Origin of the sequence: Methanohalophilus portucalensis (assembly GCF_002761295.1) — an archaeon.
In the GTDB taxonomy this organism is placed as follows: Archaea; Halobacteriota; Methanosarcinia; order Methanosarcinales; family Methanosarcinaceae; genus Methanohalophilus; species Methanohalophilus portucalensis.
The window spans coordinates 525416-540606 of sequence record NZ_CP017881.1; the positions used below are offsets into that span (position 1 = coordinate 525416).

Genomic DNA, 15191 nt, shown 5'->3' on the forward strand with positions numbered 1-15191 from the left:
ACGAGTATTGTTGAAGATAGATCGTAAATCGGAATAATTGTAAAAATTTATGAAAAGGAGGAGTTTCATGGAGGAAAATAAACAGAAAAACCCGATAGTAGCACTTATTCTTTCCTTTATATTTCCGGGACTGGGACAAATCTATATCGGCCAGCAACAAAAAGGTGTTTTATTCGTAGTTATCGGAATATGCCTGTTCCTGATGATCTACATACTTATCGGAATTGTCCTTTATCCTTTGTTCTGGTTGTATTCAATGTATGACGCTTACACGTCGTCCGCCAAACTCAATATGGCATAAACTGTAAAATATAGGACGGAGCAATTCTAATCAGAATCTTCTATGGGAAGGGTGAATAAAGTTGATATTAAAAAGAAGTTGGATATATGGTGGTGGTATGATGCAAAGGCTACTTTGAACTTTTTCACCTATAGTTTAGTAAATTTCTGTAATACATATAAATTTGGTGAACAACACAAAACCATCCAATATCCCTACTCAGGGCCAATACTTTTTGGCATAAGTAATTAGTAGGGTAACTCATTGTTATAAAAGCGGATTTATAGTAATATTAGATTGCCAATTATACTTCATCTTTTTCTGGAATCCAATTCTTATAAAAAAACTCTATCCAGAACTGGCCACAATATTTCTATAATTATATTTTCCAACAATATTGGGAAAGAGCTTGGAACATAGAATATAAATAAAATTTTTAAAAGCACAATAATGCACAATAAATACATTATATAATTTGTATATATTGGATTTGGACTAAAATATTCCAGTAGAAACTATAGGGGTTATTATAGAACGAAACATAAGAAAATAAAATCACATCTGATTTTTGTCACTAGCATTTTAAGTAGATGTGATAGCATATCTTATAGAGGAGTGGGTTTTAGCAGTATTCGTTTTTGAGTATCGAAGTGGAAACTATCTCTATAAATAGTCATATCTCAGATATATCAGTGTTAACTTACAAGATGGCGACCACAATCTCATACGAATAAATGGTTGCATACCTACATTCGCAATTAAAAATAAAGGTGATAAAATGTTCTGTTATCAGTGTGAAGAAACAATGAACGGAGAAGGTTGCACTAAGAATGGTATGTGCGGTAAGAAAGGGGAAGTTGCAGACCTTCAGGACGATCTTATCTATGTGCTTAAAAGCATTTCATTCTACAACCAGAAAGCAAGAAAGGCGGGTATTTCTGAAAAAAGCACTGATGATTTTATGTTCGATGCATTGTTCTCAACCATAACAAATACCGATTTCAGAGCAACCGGTATTCAGAAACGTATTGAAAGGGGATTCGAACTTCAGAAGGAGATAAAGCAGCAACTCCTGGATAACAATGCACTTGATGAGAACAATTTGCCCGAGATAGCAACTGTGACCCCGGAAAACCTCAAGGACAGGAATACCGGCATACTTGCAACAGAGGATGAAGATATCCGGTCATTAAGAGAACTGTTGATCTTTGGTATCAAAGGAATTGCAGCATATGCACATCATGCTATGATGCTTGGGCATACCAATAAAAAGGTCAATTCATTTGTTGAGGAAGGCCTTGTGGCAACCACGGATGACAGCCTGACTGAAAAGGAACTCATCTCGCTGGTCCTGAGATGCGGGGAAAAGGGTTTTGATGTGATGGCAGCACTTGACATGGCAAATACCACTACATTCGGGCATCCGGAATCGACTCAGGTCAATATCGGAACTAGAAACAACCCTGCAATTCTCATAAGCGGGCATGACCTGAATGACCTGAAACAATTATTGGATCAGACAGAGGGAACCGGTGTTGATGTATATACCCACGGAGAAATGCTGCCTGCCAATGCCTATCCAGAATTCAAGAAGTACGAACACCTGGTGGGCAACTATGGTGGGTCATGGTGGCACCAGAAGCAGGAATTCGAGAGTTTCAACGGACCAATATTATTGACAAGCAACTGTATAGTTCCTCCGAAGAAGACCTACATTGACAGATTATACACTACAGGAGCCGTAGGTTATGATGGTGCCACACATATAGTACCTAAAGATGGTAAGAAAGACTTCTCTGCCATCATCGAGCAGGCAAAAGCCTGTGAACCTCCTGTGCAACTGGAAGAAGGTACCATTACGGGTGGGTTTGCCTACAACACCGTATTGTCCAATGCAGACAAGATTGTTAATGCTGTCAAGGCAGGCAAAATTAAGAAGTTCATTGTAATGGCAGGGTGTGACGGACGTCACAAGGACAGGCAGTACTACACAGATTTTGCAGAGGCACTGCCCGAAGACACTGTCATACTTACCGCTGGATGTGCAAAATATCGCTACAATAAACTTAATCTGGGGGACATTGACGGAATTCCCAGAGTACTGGATGCAGGACAGTGCAATGATTCATTTTCACTGGTAATCATTGCACAGGGACTTATGGCCAGACTTGGATTTGAAGATGTCAATGATGCACCTATCTCCTACAATATCGCATGGTATGAACAAAAGGCAGTCCTTGTATTGCTTTCCCTCCTGAGACTTGGAATAAAGGATATCACGCTTGGACCAAGACTTCCTGCTTTTGTTTCCCCGAGTGTGTTGAACGTGCTGGTGAATAAATTCAACATAACACCGAACACTACTGTAGAAGAGGATATGGAAAGATTATTAAATTAAACTCTTAAAAAGTGAAGACAGGACCCTTCCGGGTCAACTGTTTTTAAATTCTTCCTAATATGAGGAATTTCTCCTCCCGGCTCATCAATAGTAGTGGACAGCAAAAAATAGGACTAAATTGCTGATTTTCATGTCACCAACACAATAAAAGTACAATGCATTTTCTCTCATATTCCTGACACTATCTAACCTGTGTTTAAAATATCCTATTCAAGGTCTGCATGCTAAAAAGACAAATATTTTATTACTAAAAACCTTACTAAGGGCGGAATACTTCAGATAATCGGGAATTTAAAATGGAAAGGATAATTGCTGTAGATATATCAGGGCGGCATCGGCATAATTCCAGATACCTGATGGTATGTGCCGCTGTATCCCTTTCGGTGTCAGGAGGGCATGTGAAACAGATACATGGTGTAAATATCAAACCATTTGTGAGTGACAACCCTCCCGAGGTTGTGGATGTTGTACAGATGATTGAAAGAACAGTTGAAGGAATGGGAGGAGTTATCATAGTGGCAGAGGAAGGGGATCTTTTCAACCAGCCTGAATGGCTTTCAAACAGTATGTTCACCGCATCTTTCAAATATCCAGAATCTCTGAGTGAAAGGATGGGTATTGAAATCGCTCACCATATATCCCTGAGCAGTCGCAATTTACTTCTTGATCCCCGGTCATGGGAACCAATCAAAGATAATCTATAATCTATATTTCATAATCCAGAGTTAAACCATATGAAAGATGTCATTCTTGTACAGAGGAGAATTCCCCGTTGCAGTGAGTCGGAAAACCAACGCAAACTCGCTGAATTAAGGGAACTTGCCAGGGCTGGAAATTATAATGTAGTCTCTGAAGTGATCCAGACCCGTAATCCTGACAGGCAATACCAGGTAGGTAAAGGTAAGGCAGAAGAGGTTGCAGAGCTGGCCCTGTCAGAAAAACCTGCAAAAATAATATTCTACAATCCCCTTTCTGTAACCCAGGTCTATAACCTCTCCGAGATGTGCAAGTGTGAGGTAATAGATAAGTTTCAATTGATCCTGGAAATTTTTGCAAGCCGGGCCACCACCAGGCGTTCTCGTATGCAGGTTGAACTTGCCAAGCTGGAATATGAACTTCCCAGAGCCAGGAAAATCGTATCCCTGCTTAAAATGGAAGAGCGTCCCGGGTTTATGGGTTTGGGAGGCTATGAGGACTCCTATGAGCAGGATGTCAAGAAACGTATAAGTCGCATTAAAAAAGAACTCAGCACAGGACAAAGGGACAGTGAAAACCTGCGTGGTTACCGGCATTCCAAAGGTTTTTCCCTGTTGTCCCTTGCGGGTTATACCAATGCAGGAAAAAGCACATTATTCCGGAGTCTGGTCGATGAAAATGTGGAGGTGGAAAATATGCTTTTTACCACCCTTTCTCCCACCACCAGATATCTGAACATTAATGGCCGATGGACCCTCCTCACAGACACCGTGGGATTTATAGAAGATCTTCCCCACTTTCTGGTGGATGCATTCCGCTCAACCCTGGAAGATGTATTCAGGGCGGATATTATACTGCTTGTGGTGGATATCAGTGAGCCGGTAGATGTTATTAGGAAAAAACTCGCCGTATCCCATGAAATATTCTGGGAACAGCTAGAAAAAGCCACAATCATCTCCGCTATCAACAAGGCTGACAGGCTTTCCCCCGAAGAACTCAGCTCCCGGCTCAAATCGATCGCCTACCTGGCTCCCAATCCAGTGGTGGTCTCTGCAAAGACAGGTGAAGGGCTGGATGAACTCAAGGATATTATTTACTCCCATCTGCCTGAATGGAAACGGTTTACCCTGGAGTTGCCTATGTCAGGTGAAAGCATGTCTGCTGTTTCCTGGCTTTTTGAGGAAGGAATCGTGCACAGTATAAATTATGGTAATACTGTTGTCATGGACGTGGAGGCCAGAAATGAGGTCTATCACAAAGCCAGATCTCTCGAAAAAAGATTAAGTTTCCGTTAATACGGCTGAAACCACCTCCAAAGATTTATAAATTCAGATTGCATAGCCTTTATTGTATGTTAATCGATCTGCATGTGCACTCCTGTTTTTCAAAAGATAGTGATTCTCAATTTGATTCCATCCTGGAATGGGCTAAAAAAAACGGGATGGGTGGGGTTGCTATATGTGATCATGACAGTGTTGAAGGTGGTTTTGCCTGTGCCAGACGGGCTTTAGAAATTGCATCGGATATACTGGTAATCCCCGGGCAGGAAGTAAGTTCTGCTGAAGGCCATGTGCTTGTGCTGGGTGCATCGGAAAGTGTGCCTGCGTCAATGAGTGTCCATTCCACCATCGAATATGCACACGATCGTGGTGGCCTTGTAATTATTCCTCATCCCTACAAAAAAACCTCTCACGGGATCGGGTACCTGAAAGGTCTGGATGTGGATGCGGTTGAAGTTTTCAATTCCCGTTGTTTAACTCCTTATGCCAATACAAGGGCAAAGATAGTTGCCGAAAGGCTGGGATTGCCGCAAGTAGGAGGCAGTGATGCTCATGAGCCATGTATGGTTGGCCGGTCCTATACTGACATCGATGTTGAAGATGAATCGGTGGATTCTGTCCTCTCCGCGATAAAAGCAGGCCGTGTAAAACCGGGGGGTAAGCTGACACCTCAGAAATATGTGGTAGGGCAGATGTTCAGGGGCATCAGGAAAAAAATAAATATTAATTGAAAATCAGGTTTTGATGTAATCCTCATGGAACATTCTTAACATCAGCAGGAAGGAAGAAAGAACTAGTGGCCCAACCACGATACCGACCAGTCCGAATAGGTATATTCCTATGAAAATTCCCAGCAGGGAAACAAAGGGATGGATTGCACCTACCTTTTCCTGAATATAAGGACGCAGGAAATTATCTATATTACTGATTATCATTCCTGCTATGAAAATGCCCCCAGCAGCAAAGAAATCTCCTTCTATAGCTTTGAAAATGATTGCAGGGACCCATACAAGAGGGGCACCTACAACAGGCATTATTGAAAGAATCAGTGTGACAAATCCCCATAGTACTGCTCCCTGGATGCCAAGCAGATAAAAGGTGAACGCAAGTAATCCGCCCTGCATGGCTGCTATGAAAAAGGTGGCTATTATTGTGGAATGGATGATATTCTTCATTTCCCTCATCAATTTATCCTTGTTGCTATCACTGAAAGGGATTATATTGGAAGTCATGTCCCTAAGTGTCTTATCATCCATGGTAAACAGGTAGTACAACAGGAAAACCATTATAATCAGGCCAATAAGCTGATTTCCCAGGTTTTGAATGGTTCCCAGCACAAGCTGGCTTACGAATCCCCCAATTGTTGTGACGATATCCGATGCTTTCTGTTCCAGGTCCAGAGCCGGAGCCAGTTCATTTATTTTTTGTAAATCCCCGTAGACAATATCCATATTTGCTGTTACTATGTCCAGCACCAGGCCTACCTGCTGGGATAGAAGGATTATAAGGTAGTACAGGGGAATTATTATAATTACAATAGATAGCACTATCAATACAACAGAGGCAACCCGGTTATTGATTTTCAGCCTTTTTGTCAGTAAATCATGCGCGGGTTTCATTATTACATAAATAATAAGGGCAGCAAAAAAAGCTTCAATATAAGGGTACAGTGCATAGGTAATTGCAATTGCAAGTATTGCTATAAAAAGCAGGGCGATTGCTATTTTTGCATCCTTTTCATTTTTCATCTTATACCCACGTTTGAGGTTTGTTCCCGTGATCTGAAATAGACTCGCCTTTTTTTTGGCTTGGTTTTCGGACCTTTACATTTTCACACGTGTAATATCAATATGACGTATTTCATCGGCTTCTATTGCAAAGAGCATTTTTTTACGCACACTGTTGGCCAGCCTGATTGCCCTTGACATAACCGGCAGGGAAAATTCATGTTGTGTGCCAATCGAATGGGTCAGGTATTCGGAATGGGGAATCTTTGATGAGGACTTCACTTCGCTGTATACCCTGAAATGAGTACCGAATTTGAATCCGGTTTTAGGTACGAGTTTGCGGTTCCTGAGGTCTTCGTATACCCTGTATTTCCTCTGGAAAAGCGGCTCGATATGCGCGGCTTTTTCGCAGAAATCATCAAAATTGAGTTTATTGTCATCTTTTCGTGTGGTTACTTCAATTATGTTGTTCTTTAGCAGGAAAGCACCTTCTACAAGGGACAGCTGTAGTCTTTTTTGATCCAGAGGCTTTCCATAAAAACCATTTTCGTATAGTTTACCGGAAGCTTCACCGTCCCAGACAATGACACGATCCTCAAGCATAGTTGCAGGAGTATGCAGTGAAGGGTACAGCTGTTCCATATTACCTGCAGGGTCTGATTCCTGCACTTCATAATAGGTAATGTCACTTTCCTCGTCTACAACTGCAATTATGAGCTGTTTACGCACGTTACAGGCTGATTCCAGATTTTTCAAAAGAACGGACAGGGGAAGGGCAACTCTCTCCGAATGGACATACACATAACTTCTGGATGAGGATTTTCCGGGTTTGCCGCCCCGTGGATATACCCTGAAGTCCGCAACTCCCGGCTGAACGTAAAAACCACGCTCTCGAAGGTCCTTATATACAATATATTTGAGTTCAAAATTGGGGTTTAACAGGGATGCACTCTTGAAATATTCTTCAAATCCAAGTGATACGCCTTCAGTTTCAATTTCGAGTTTCTCACGGTAAAGCAGGTGTGCTGCTTCAACCAGAGTGAGTATTAAATTGCCTTTTTTGGGTCTGCCGTAATAACTGGTTTCATATATCTCTTCAATTGCCTCTTTGCCGGCAACAACCCTGTCTTCTTTCAATTTTCCAATCAAGCCGAGCACCCGGTAAACAGTAAATAGCGATGGCACAATGAGATTTACTTTTATTTATAGGTTGTTTTCATTCAATTATAGAATCCACAAAGGATCTGGCAAATTCACGATAGGAGACACCTTCAAGGTGTGCATAGGATCCCAGTGTATTTTCTACTGTCATCCCGTCCCATTCACCTTTGATTCCGATGCCCCGGGAAAGTTTAATGGCAAAATCCGTGCTATCCGGGATGTCCCTTATTTCGGAGTGATGGAATTCATGGCCCCTGAATGTATTACCCTTTTTGCCTATTATCGCATCCTTTACGATTTGGCCGTTATTGTAACTAACCACACGGGTATGCCCCATAAGGGTGTGGCCGGGTAATGCTCCCACCATTTCGGTGGTGGCTTCGGGCATTTCTGCCATATGGTATGTGCCTTTACCCTTTACGCCAGTGGTGAGTTTTTCTGTAAGGTACATAAGCCCGCCGCATTCTGCATAAATGGGCATTCCTGATCTGGATGCTTCCCGAATCTCCAGGCGCAGGGATTCATTGTCCTGAAGCTGGGGGGCAAAAAGTTCGGGATATCCTCCTCCGATATACAATCCATCAACATCGGGTAACTTACTATCATGGACCGGGCTGAAATATTCCAAATCTGCACCTGCAAGCTGGAGCAATTCGATGTTATCATGATAATAAAAATTGAAAGCCTCATCCAGTGCCACGCCGATTTTAGGCCTCTTTCCTTTTATATCACGGGATGTGAACATGGTTTTTGGAGGTTTTTCGACAGGTTCTGCAGAGTTTGCAATTTTAAGTATCTCTGCAATATCCACTCCTTCATCCACCCTGTCCCGGATAGTCCCGATTCGCTGGTCCAGGTCACTGATACGGCTGCGTCCTTCAAGGGCGGGGATCAGTCCCAGATGGCGCATGGATATCTGCATTGCATTATCCCTGCGGATGGTTCCAAGTACGGGAATCCCGGTGTAGTGTTCAATGGCTTCACTGGCCTTTTTTGCATGACGGGGATTTCCGATATTATTCAGGATCACCCCTGCAATGTTTATACTTTCATCAAAAGAGGTGTAACCTTTCACAAGGGCCGCGGCTGAACGTGTGATGCTGCGGGCATTGATTACCAGCACTACGGGGCAGTTGAGTATCTTTGCTATCTGGGCAGTACTGCCTGTGTCGGTGAAACTATCAAAGCCTTCATAGAGGCCCCTAACGCCTTCGATGATGGCAACATCTGCCTTTCCATCAGTTTCACATCCATGGGTGAATACATCACGAATTCCTTCCTCGTCCATGAGGTAGCCGTCTATATTGCGGGCATTCCGACCTGTGATTTCAGAATGATAACTCGGATCAATGTAGTCCAGGCCTACCTTGAATGGCTGTACCCTGTATCCCTTTGCAGTAAGGGCTGCCAGCATTCCGGCAACAATTGTCGTTTTACCGGAAGAGGAACGATCTGCGGATACCAGGAGACGGGGCATTTCCATAAGATTTTGATCGGGCATACAATTCCTTACCGGGTAAGTTCCCTGAGCCGCTCATCTGTCAGTGCCCGGGGATCGACCGCACAATCGCTGGCCATTATATTTCTTGCAAGGGTGCGATACACTTCGGCAATATCTGTATCTCCCGCCTTTTCAAGAACTGAATAGCCATCCCTTTCGCAGTCCTGAACTATCTGCTCCTTTGGTATAAAGGCCACCAGATCACTTCCAATCTCATTTGCAAATTTGCTAACTATCTCCTCTTCCCGGCTGACACTGCGTGAGTTGCAGATTACACCGCTAAGTTTCGTATTTATACGGGACAGTCCCTTGCAAATGTTATTGGCTGCATACAGGGGCATGTATTCCCCGGATGTAAGGACGTAGGCCTCATTGACCAGTCCTTTCCTGATCGGGGCTACAAATCCGCCACAGACGATATCACCGGGCACATCGTAAATGATAAGGTCCATTTCTTTCATGGATTGGGATATCTTCTTGAGTTTCTGGATTGCAACAATGATTCCCCTCCCGGCACAACCTATACCCGGTTCCGGTCCGCCGACCTCTACACATTTCACTGCCTTGTATCCCTCAAAAACCACGTCTTCTTCCTTTTCTATTTCCATACCTTCCCTGAGTAGGTCCAGGATAGTGGGGATACGTTTTCCTCCCAGCAGGGTTATGGATGAATCACTTTTGGGGTCACATCCGATGATCATGACATTATAACCCTCATCGGCACACGCAGCGGCTACATTGGATGCAGTACTTGATTTCCCGATGCCGCCTTTACCGTAGATTGCAATCCTTTTCTGTGGATTCATTTTATTCCTCCAGGGCAAGCTGTCTCAAGGTAGCTCCGAATTCGGATTCCACGATATTTGTCACGCCCAGTGTTTTTGGATGGAGGTCTATCTCCACAAGCACATGTTCATGACCCATATCTTTCAGGGGATGAACCTGCCTGGGTCCATTTGTGATTGATATAAGTTCCATGCCTTCAAGCGCTTCCATCGGTATTGCATGGGGTACACCGGCGATCACGGCAAAATCAAAATCTTTGTATTTTGATTCTATAAGTTGCCTGACCTGCTGGCCTGCAATGGGATATTCATCCAGTCCGCCTATTATTTCATCTATTTTTACGTTATCATGCATATCTGCAAGAATATGTTCTGCATGCTGGCGTACCCGGGGTAATCCAAGCTCGGTATCAAGATTTGCGAAATTGACAATATTGTCCTCAACACCAAGTTTTACGGCTACTTCCTGCAGGGCCACCGTTATATCAGCAAACATGTAGGCGGTTTCTTTTTTGGCATTGAGGATGCAGATTCCTTTCTTGCCTGCTTTGAGCATTTCTATGACTCTTTTTGCCACAGTATATTTTACATCACCCCGAGAAGGTTCAAGATACTCCTTGCTGGCGGCTCCGTATTTTTTTTCGACATTTGTGGCTTCATTGAGAAGATGTTGCTGTCTTTCAAATTCCTGCCTGTCGATTATTCCTACATCAAGGGCGGATTCCAGAGCAAACAATACTCCTTTGGTGTTATCATTGTAGCCTGCATGGACCTCTACTTCGATCACAGGGGCATCCAGATTTGCTTCCATGACCGCTTCATGGAGTTCCTCGCCGATTATCATGCTCACACATGTCCCGACGACACCGATGCGTTTCGGGCTGAACCTTTCTTCGACTTTCTGTAACATATCTACAAGTCGGTCATGTCCCCCGAATACGAAACCGTTTTCGTCCAGGGCAGTGGTCACAACCCGGATTCCGTCCTCTTCCAGCAACCTTGCGTGCTTGAAAGAACAACCCGGTGGCCCGTGTAGGATTGCGACTTCTACATTAAGGTCTCTCAAAGTGTACAGCGCCGCGACTATGGAACTCGGGCGGGGATGCATGATAGAAAGGTTCTTCTGCTGCATTTTTTCTCCTCTTTTTTACCTGAAACATTTAACGCAGGATATAATGGTGTCGCCGCTGTCGGTTAACGAAAGGGCACATTCCAGGCCTTCCTGCAGATTTTTTCTGTGAATGATATTCTGTGAACTTAAGTTTTCCATGCGTTTGCCTATCAGGATCACATGGTCAAGGAACGGTTTGTATTCTGAAAGCAGAATCTGGACGTTTTCCGGAGGAAAGCCTTCGCATACCTGTGCGGCATGTTCTCCGATAATCAACACATTCTTTGCCGATCTATTCAGTCCCATTTCAATGGCCGATCTTGCAGAATCAATACCCAACCCCGAACTGGAGTTATCAATTAGTCTCCTTTGTTGAAACTCCACCTGCCGCATTCTTCCTTCTAAACCACTAAATCCTTCAAAGGTTCTCTTTATGTCGTGCGGGTCTGCTCCTGCCCGCAGGCCGGCACATGTGCTGGCGGCAAAAGAAATTGCATATTCTTCAGGATTGTAACCTGGTTGGAGTTTGCAGTCGATGGTCTTCCCATCAGATACGATACTGATAGTTTCTCCGGATATTCTGCTGATAAGATCGGCTTTTTGACTGTCGTTAGAAAATGTTATGATCTCAGTCTTTGTGTTATTTTCTATGAGCCTGGTATCCTGATGATTCATTATCACAACAGAATGTTGCATAATCTGCAATTTGGCTTCACTTGCCCATTTGCTGTCTGAAGCGATCCTGTAGTCAGGGGTGAGGGTTGTGAGTATGCCCATTTCTCCCGTGCCAGTTGTGCCCAGCGATTCTTCCAGCACATAAACCGATGGCTCAATTTCCTGCTCTTTGACAATATTAACAACTTCAAGTATGCTTGCGGGAGTTATACTGAGACCTTTATGGAGCATGATGTGTTGGTTTTCTGATAGGTATTCTATGCCCCGGGTAGTATGTAGTATGACTTTATCTTTAAAGGATAGTATCCTGGCCAGAAGGGTTGCAGTACTGGTCTTGGCTTTAACCCCGGTGATCTCGATTACTTTTGCTTGACTGAAGATGCCTTCCTCACGCAGGATCTGGCCGGTGATGTAATGGTGAGAATAGATGATATTTCCCTGCGATATGGCTTTTGCAAGAACAGGATAGGTGGGGTCAAGATGAACAGGTGTGATTATAATAGCGTTTTTGTCTGGCAGAGGTGGCTTACTAACCACCTCTACTTCAGCAGGCAGGCCAGAGAATTTTTCTTTGGGTAGTGTGCCGTAAACATCCACTGCGGTTACTCTGTATCCGTGGCCTGCAAGTTTACTGCTTATCAACAGGCCACCGTGATTCAGGTCAAGCACTATGAAATGTCTCTGCCCTGCTGTCATGTGGTCTCAGTAATTATTTCAGATAACTTCCTTTGCCCTTTCAAAGACAAGGTCTGCAAGCATTTCGTGGTTACCGAGGGGTTTTCCATAGACAACGGGAACTTCATTGCCATCGACCTCAAATTTTCCTTCATTTGTTTGGGGATCGAGTTTGAGAATCTCAGGAATGTCTTCGGTGATATGTACGCCTGATGCCAGAAATACCGGTACTGCTGCAATCCTGGTGACGCCGGTTCCCTCGAATTCTTTCATGGCTTCTTGCACGGAGGGGCCGCAGTTTTCCATGAAACCTGTACGGATTACATATTCAGGATGTTTTTCTGCGATGGTGTTGGCGATGTTTGTCACTACTTCTTTGTTGTAAGGTAATCTGCTTCCATGTCCGATTGCTAGAATTCCTATTTTTTCACTCATGTGGAATACCTCTTTTTTTGTCAGTGTAAGACACATATAAAAAAACACCAGTCTTACTTTAGTGGGGTGTTTGTGTTACTCCCTATGAATGAGTGATTGCATAAAAATAATTCGGATCGATTTTGCAGGGTGAACTTTTAGTAAAAATAAGGGTGGAGGGGATCAAAAAGGTTGGAGTTCAGACAACGTCGTATTCTCCATCGTCTTCCTTGTAACTGTCAGTACCTACCATTGCGGCTTCTATGGAATCAATTCCATCCATCCATTCGGCAACAATGCCATAGGGCATATCTTCCATTTCTTTGCCAGGAAGTTCCTTGCCATCCAGTACAAGGGCACCTATCCTTGCAACATATCCCAGGGCAGCCTCGAAATCTTCATCCTGTTCGGCTTCGACTGCACCTTTTATGAGGTCGGATATTTCTGATTCCTGATCAAAGTCCCCGTTCAGGTAGCATTCAAAGGAGACGAATGTTGCCAGTAAGGAATTCTGCAGCGATTCGATCATCATATCAGTGTCTTCGGATATGGAATCTACCTTTTTCAGAACTATTTCTTCGATGCTGGAGAGGATATCAAGGGTTTCTTCTACAGAATTTTCTCCACGCTGGTAGGTAGCTATGACCTTCAGGCATGCCAGAATAACATCATCCTGCATGTTCACAAAAATAGCGCTATCCTTCTCGGGAGTATCCCCGGATTCTTCAAGTTTGAAATTACTTTCTCCAACTTTTTGAAGCCAGTTGTTCCATCGCTTTTCCGTATAAAATTCATGAAATATCTGTTTATCACTAGTTTCTGGCATTCTAGCCCCTCGCATTATAAATATATCGGGATTTCCTTTTCAAAACTTAAGTTTGACTTTCTTATGTCCGCTGCATTGGTCACTTTCAATATTTCCCATGACTTCTGCAACTGTACATCTATCACCATTTTTTATTCCTGCAGGGTGGAACAGGTCGTATAATTCCTGGTCATCTGTGTCACATTTTGGTTCCTTATAGCTGATAGTGGAACCCTGGACAGCGTTGCGTGAATCAATGGCAGCAACAATCGGAGCTTTTGCCACATCAACTACGTATGCTCCTTGTTCATGAACAAAACATTCGTGCAGGGTATTTGTCCTTATTTTCCGGACTACATACTTGCGTCCCTTTTCCAGATTCATGCATGTATTCCTGAGTTTGCATTTTTCGCATTCAGGAGCTTCCCCTTCAAATATGAACTCTTCCCCTTCCCGGGCAAGTTGAGTTCCGATGAGTGTAATCATGGTATCTTCTTCATCCATAAGCATCACCTGTAATGACCAATAATCATGAAATTACTCCGGTGGTCCTTGCCACCACCTCGGCTGCGTCAGGTGTTATCCCGGTCCCGAGTATTGTGTACCTTTCCGGCCTAATTTTATGAGACTCAACAAGCGCTTGTAATATATATTTATCTTCGATTCCCAATTCATGGGCGGTTGTGGGAGCACCAATTATCCTGAGGGCATCCCTTATTTCCTTCCAGTCCCCGCCATGCAGGTACATCATTAGGATCGTCCCGATACCACATTGTTCTCCATGCAGGGCCGGATTTGGAGCTATGCGGTTTAATGCATGGCTGAACATGTGTTCCGAGCCCGAAGCGGGCCGGGATGAACCGGCGATACTCATGGCAACTCCACTTGATACAAGGGCTTTGACAACGATGCGGACCGAGCTTTCAAGTTCAGGCTTAATGGAGTCAGCAGATTCTATGAGAATGTTTGCGGTCATACTGGCTAAAGCTGCCGCATACTCACTGAATGTAACATTCTGTAATCTGTGTGCCAGTTGCCAGTCAAGTACTGCCGTACAATTGGAGATAATATCCCCGCAGCCTGCTGCAAGTAACCTGAATGGTGCTTTTGCGATGACTTCGGTGTCGGCGATTACTGCCATGGGTGCACTTGCCTGAATGGAGGTTGTTTCTCCATTATGTGTTATGGAAGCCCTGGAAGAGACGATGCCATCATGGGAAGCTGCTGTGGGTATGCTCAGGAAAGGTACATTATGTCTGGTAGCAGCCAGTTTGGCTACATCTATGGATTTGCCGCTGCCAACTCCCAGCAGGAAATCTGTATCCATTTCTCTGGCAATTTCCATGACATTTTCCACTTCTTCCATGGAAGCACTGCTTGATACATGGATCTGGACAATCCTGCCGGTCTCTTCAAGTTCTTCTGCGACCTTTATACCTGCGATACCCCGGGTTTTCTGGCCCGTTACGATAAGCGCATTGCGACCGAGTTGAAGGTCGCTGCATACATCGGCCACCTTCCCTAACATGTCGCTGCCGACCAGAACGTCCCGGGGCAGTTGCATCCATTTGTTGCTCTTGAGTTCGTTCAATTGAATTACCCTGCTCTTATTTGTGAAAACACTTATATTATATCTATCTCTTCTATAATTGTGTTTTCCGCCGCACTCTTCTGTATTTTAGC

15 protein-coding genes are annotated in these 15191 nt (G+C 43.9%); 5 read left to right on the plus strand and 10 right to left on the minus strand.

The annotated features are described in order from the left end of the window. Positions 1 to 67 precede the first annotated feature (67 nt). From BKM01_RS02800 to BKM01_RS02825, 5 genes are all read left to right on the plus strand, one after another. Positions 68 to 301 (plus strand): DUF6677 family protein, encoded by a 234-nt coding sequence (locus tag BKM01_RS02800; RefSeq protein ID WP_072360108.1) that lies wholly within the window; start codon positions 68 to 70, stop codon positions 299 to 301. Between the two features lie 757 nt (positions 302 to 1058). Continuing rightward, complete coding sequence (gene hcp, locus BKM01_RS02810) at positions 1059 to 2678, plus strand: hydroxylamine reductase (RefSeq protein WP_072360106.1); 1620 nt, start codon at positions 1059 to 1061, stop codon at positions 2676 to 2678. 296 nt (positions 2679 to 2974) lie between these two features. Then, positions 2975 to 3382, plus strand: coding sequence for a DUF2209 domain-containing protein (locus BKM01_RS02815; protein ID WP_072360105.1), 408 nt, complete (start codon positions 2975 to 2977; stop codon positions 3380 to 3382). Positions 3383 to 3412: 30 nt separating this feature from the next. Beyond that, positions 3413 to 4669: a GTPase HflX gene (gene hflX, locus BKM01_RS02820; RefSeq protein ID WP_072360103.1), complete on the plus strand. Its 1257-nt coding sequence runs from the start codon at positions 3413 to 3415 to the stop codon at positions 4667 to 4669. Between the two features lie 56 nt (positions 4670 to 4725). Next, a complete protein-coding gene (locus tag BKM01_RS02825) occupies positions 4726 to 5385 on the plus strand; it encodes a PHP domain-containing protein (protein ID WP_072360101.1) in 660 nt (219 codons plus the stop codon). Positions 5386 to 5388: 3 nt separating this feature from the next. Here the strand turns inward: BKM01_RS02825 and BKM01_RS02830 are convergent, their stop codons facing one another. The 10 genes from BKM01_RS02830 to BKM01_RS02875 form a co-directional block, all read right to left on the minus strand. Next, on the minus strand, positions 5389 to 6402 hold the full coding sequence (locus BKM01_RS02830; RefSeq protein ID WP_072360099.1) for an AI-2E family transporter: 1014 nt from the start codon (positions 6400 to 6402) through the stop codon (positions 5389 to 5391). A 75-nt stretch (positions 6403 to 6477) separates the two neighbouring features. Further along, on the minus strand, positions 6478 to 7530 hold the full coding sequence (gene endA / locus BKM01_RS02835) for a tRNA-intron lyase (RefSeq protein WP_072360097.1): 1053 nt from the start codon (positions 7528 to 7530) through the stop codon (positions 6478 to 6480). A 67-nt stretch (positions 7531 to 7597) separates the two neighbouring features. Next, positions 7598 to 9043 (minus strand): Ni-sirohydrochlorin a,c-diamide synthase, encoded by a 1446-nt coding sequence (cfbB, locus tag BKM01_RS02840; protein ID WP_072360095.1) that lies wholly within the window; start codon positions 9041 to 9043, stop codon positions 7598 to 7600. Between the two features lie 8 nt (positions 9044 to 9051). Continuing rightward, positions 9052 to 9849 carry a Ni-sirohydrochlorin a,c-diamide reductive cyclase ATP-dependent reductase subunit gene (gene cfbC, locus BKM01_RS02845; RefSeq protein ID WP_072360093.1) on the minus strand — a complete coding sequence of 266 codons (798 nt, stop codon included), beginning with the start codon at positions 9847 to 9849 and terminating at the stop codon, positions 9052 to 9054. 1 nt (position 9850) lies between these two features. Further along, positions 9851 to 10960 carry a Ni-sirohydrochlorin a,c-diamide reductive cyclase catalytic subunit gene (gene cfbD / locus BKM01_RS02850; RefSeq protein ID WP_072360091.1) on the minus strand — a complete coding sequence of 370 codons (1110 nt, stop codon included), beginning with the start codon at positions 10958 to 10960 and terminating at the stop codon, positions 9851 to 9853. Between the two features lie 15 nt (positions 10961 to 10975). Then, the gene (gene cfbE / locus BKM01_RS02855) at positions 10976 to 12310 is read right to left on the minus strand and encodes a coenzyme F430 synthase (protein WP_072360089.1); all 1335 of its coding nucleotides are present in this window, start codon (positions 12308 to 12310) and stop codon (positions 10976 to 10978) included. A gap of 18 nt (positions 12311 to 12328) precedes the next feature. Continuing rightward, the gene (cfbA, locus tag BKM01_RS02860) at positions 12329 to 12760 is read right to left on the minus strand and encodes a sirohydrochlorin nickelochelatase (RefSeq protein ID WP_072360087.1); all 432 of its coding nucleotides are present in this window, start codon (positions 12758 to 12760) and stop codon (positions 12329 to 12331) included. Between the two features lie 142 nt (positions 12761 to 12902). After that, positions 12903 to 13529, minus strand: a complete 627-nt coding sequence (locus BKM01_RS02865) for a DUF2150 family protein (protein WP_072360086.1) — start codon at positions 13527 to 13529, stop codon at positions 12903 to 12905. A 39-nt stretch (positions 13530 to 13568) separates the two neighbouring features. Further along, positions 13569 to 14012 (minus strand): UPF0179 family protein, encoded by a 444-nt coding sequence (locus tag BKM01_RS02870; protein ID WP_072360084.1) that lies wholly within the window; start codon positions 14010 to 14012, stop codon positions 13569 to 13571. Between the two features lie 25 nt (positions 14013 to 14037). Then, entirely contained in the window at positions 14038 to 15099 is a 1062-nt protein-coding gene (locus BKM01_RS02875) for an NAD(P)-dependent glycerol-1-phosphate dehydrogenase (protein ID WP_394328892.1), read from the minus strand. Between the last annotated feature and the right edge of the window lie 92 nt (positions 15100 to 15191).

What these genes read in the sequence shown, in the direction of transcription:
- BKM01_RS02800 (WP_072360108.1), top strand. Translation starts at nt 68, where the DNA reads ATGGAGGAAAATAAACAGAAAAACCCGATAGTAGCACTTATTCTTTCC.
- hcp (WP_072360106.1), top strand. Translation starts at nt 1,059, where the DNA reads ATGTTCTGTTATCAGTGTGAAGAAACAATGAACGGAGAAGGTTGCACT.
- BKM01_RS02815 (WP_072360105.1), top strand. Translation starts at nt 2,975, where the DNA reads ATGGAAAGGATAATTGCTGTAGATATATCAGGGCGGCATCGGCATAAT.
- hflX (WP_072360103.1), top strand. Translation starts at nt 3,413, where the DNA reads ATGAAAGATGTCATTCTTGTACAGAGGAGAATTCCCCGTTGCAGTGAG.
- BKM01_RS02825 (WP_072360101.1), top strand. Translation starts at nt 4,726, where the DNA reads ATGTTAATCGATCTGCATGTGCACTCCTGTTTTTCAAAAGATAGTGAT.
- BKM01_RS02830 (WP_072360099.1), bottom strand. Translation starts at nt 6,402, where the DNA reads ATGAAAAATGAAAAGGATGCAAAAATAGCAATCGCCCTGCTTTTTATA.
- cfbB (WP_072360095.1), bottom strand. Translation starts at nt 9,043, where the DNA reads ATGCCCGATCAAAATCTTATGGAAATGCCCCGTCTCCTGGTATCCGCA.
- cfbC (WP_072360093.1), bottom strand. Translation starts at nt 9,849, where the DNA reads ATGAATCCACAGAAAAGGATTGCAATCTACGGTAAAGGCGGCATCGGG.
- cfbD (WP_072360091.1), bottom strand. Translation starts at nt 10,960, where the DNA reads ATGCAGCAGAAGAACCTTTCTATCATGCATCCCCGCCCGAGTTCCATA.
- cfbE (WP_072360089.1), bottom strand. Translation starts at nt 12,310, where the DNA reads ATGACAGCAGGGCAGAGACATTTCATAGTGCTTGACCTGAATCACGGT.
- cfbA (WP_072360087.1), bottom strand. Translation starts at nt 12,760, where the DNA reads ATGTGTCTTACACTGACAAAAAAAGAGGTATTCCACATGAGTGAAAAA.
- BKM01_RS02865 (WP_072360086.1), bottom strand. Translation starts at nt 13,529, where the DNA reads ATGCCAGAAACTAGTGATAAACAGATATTTCATGAATTTTATACGGAA.
- BKM01_RS02870 (WP_072360084.1), bottom strand. Translation starts at nt 14,012, where the DNA reads ATGGATGAAGAAGATACCATGATTACACTCATCGGAACTCAACTTGCC.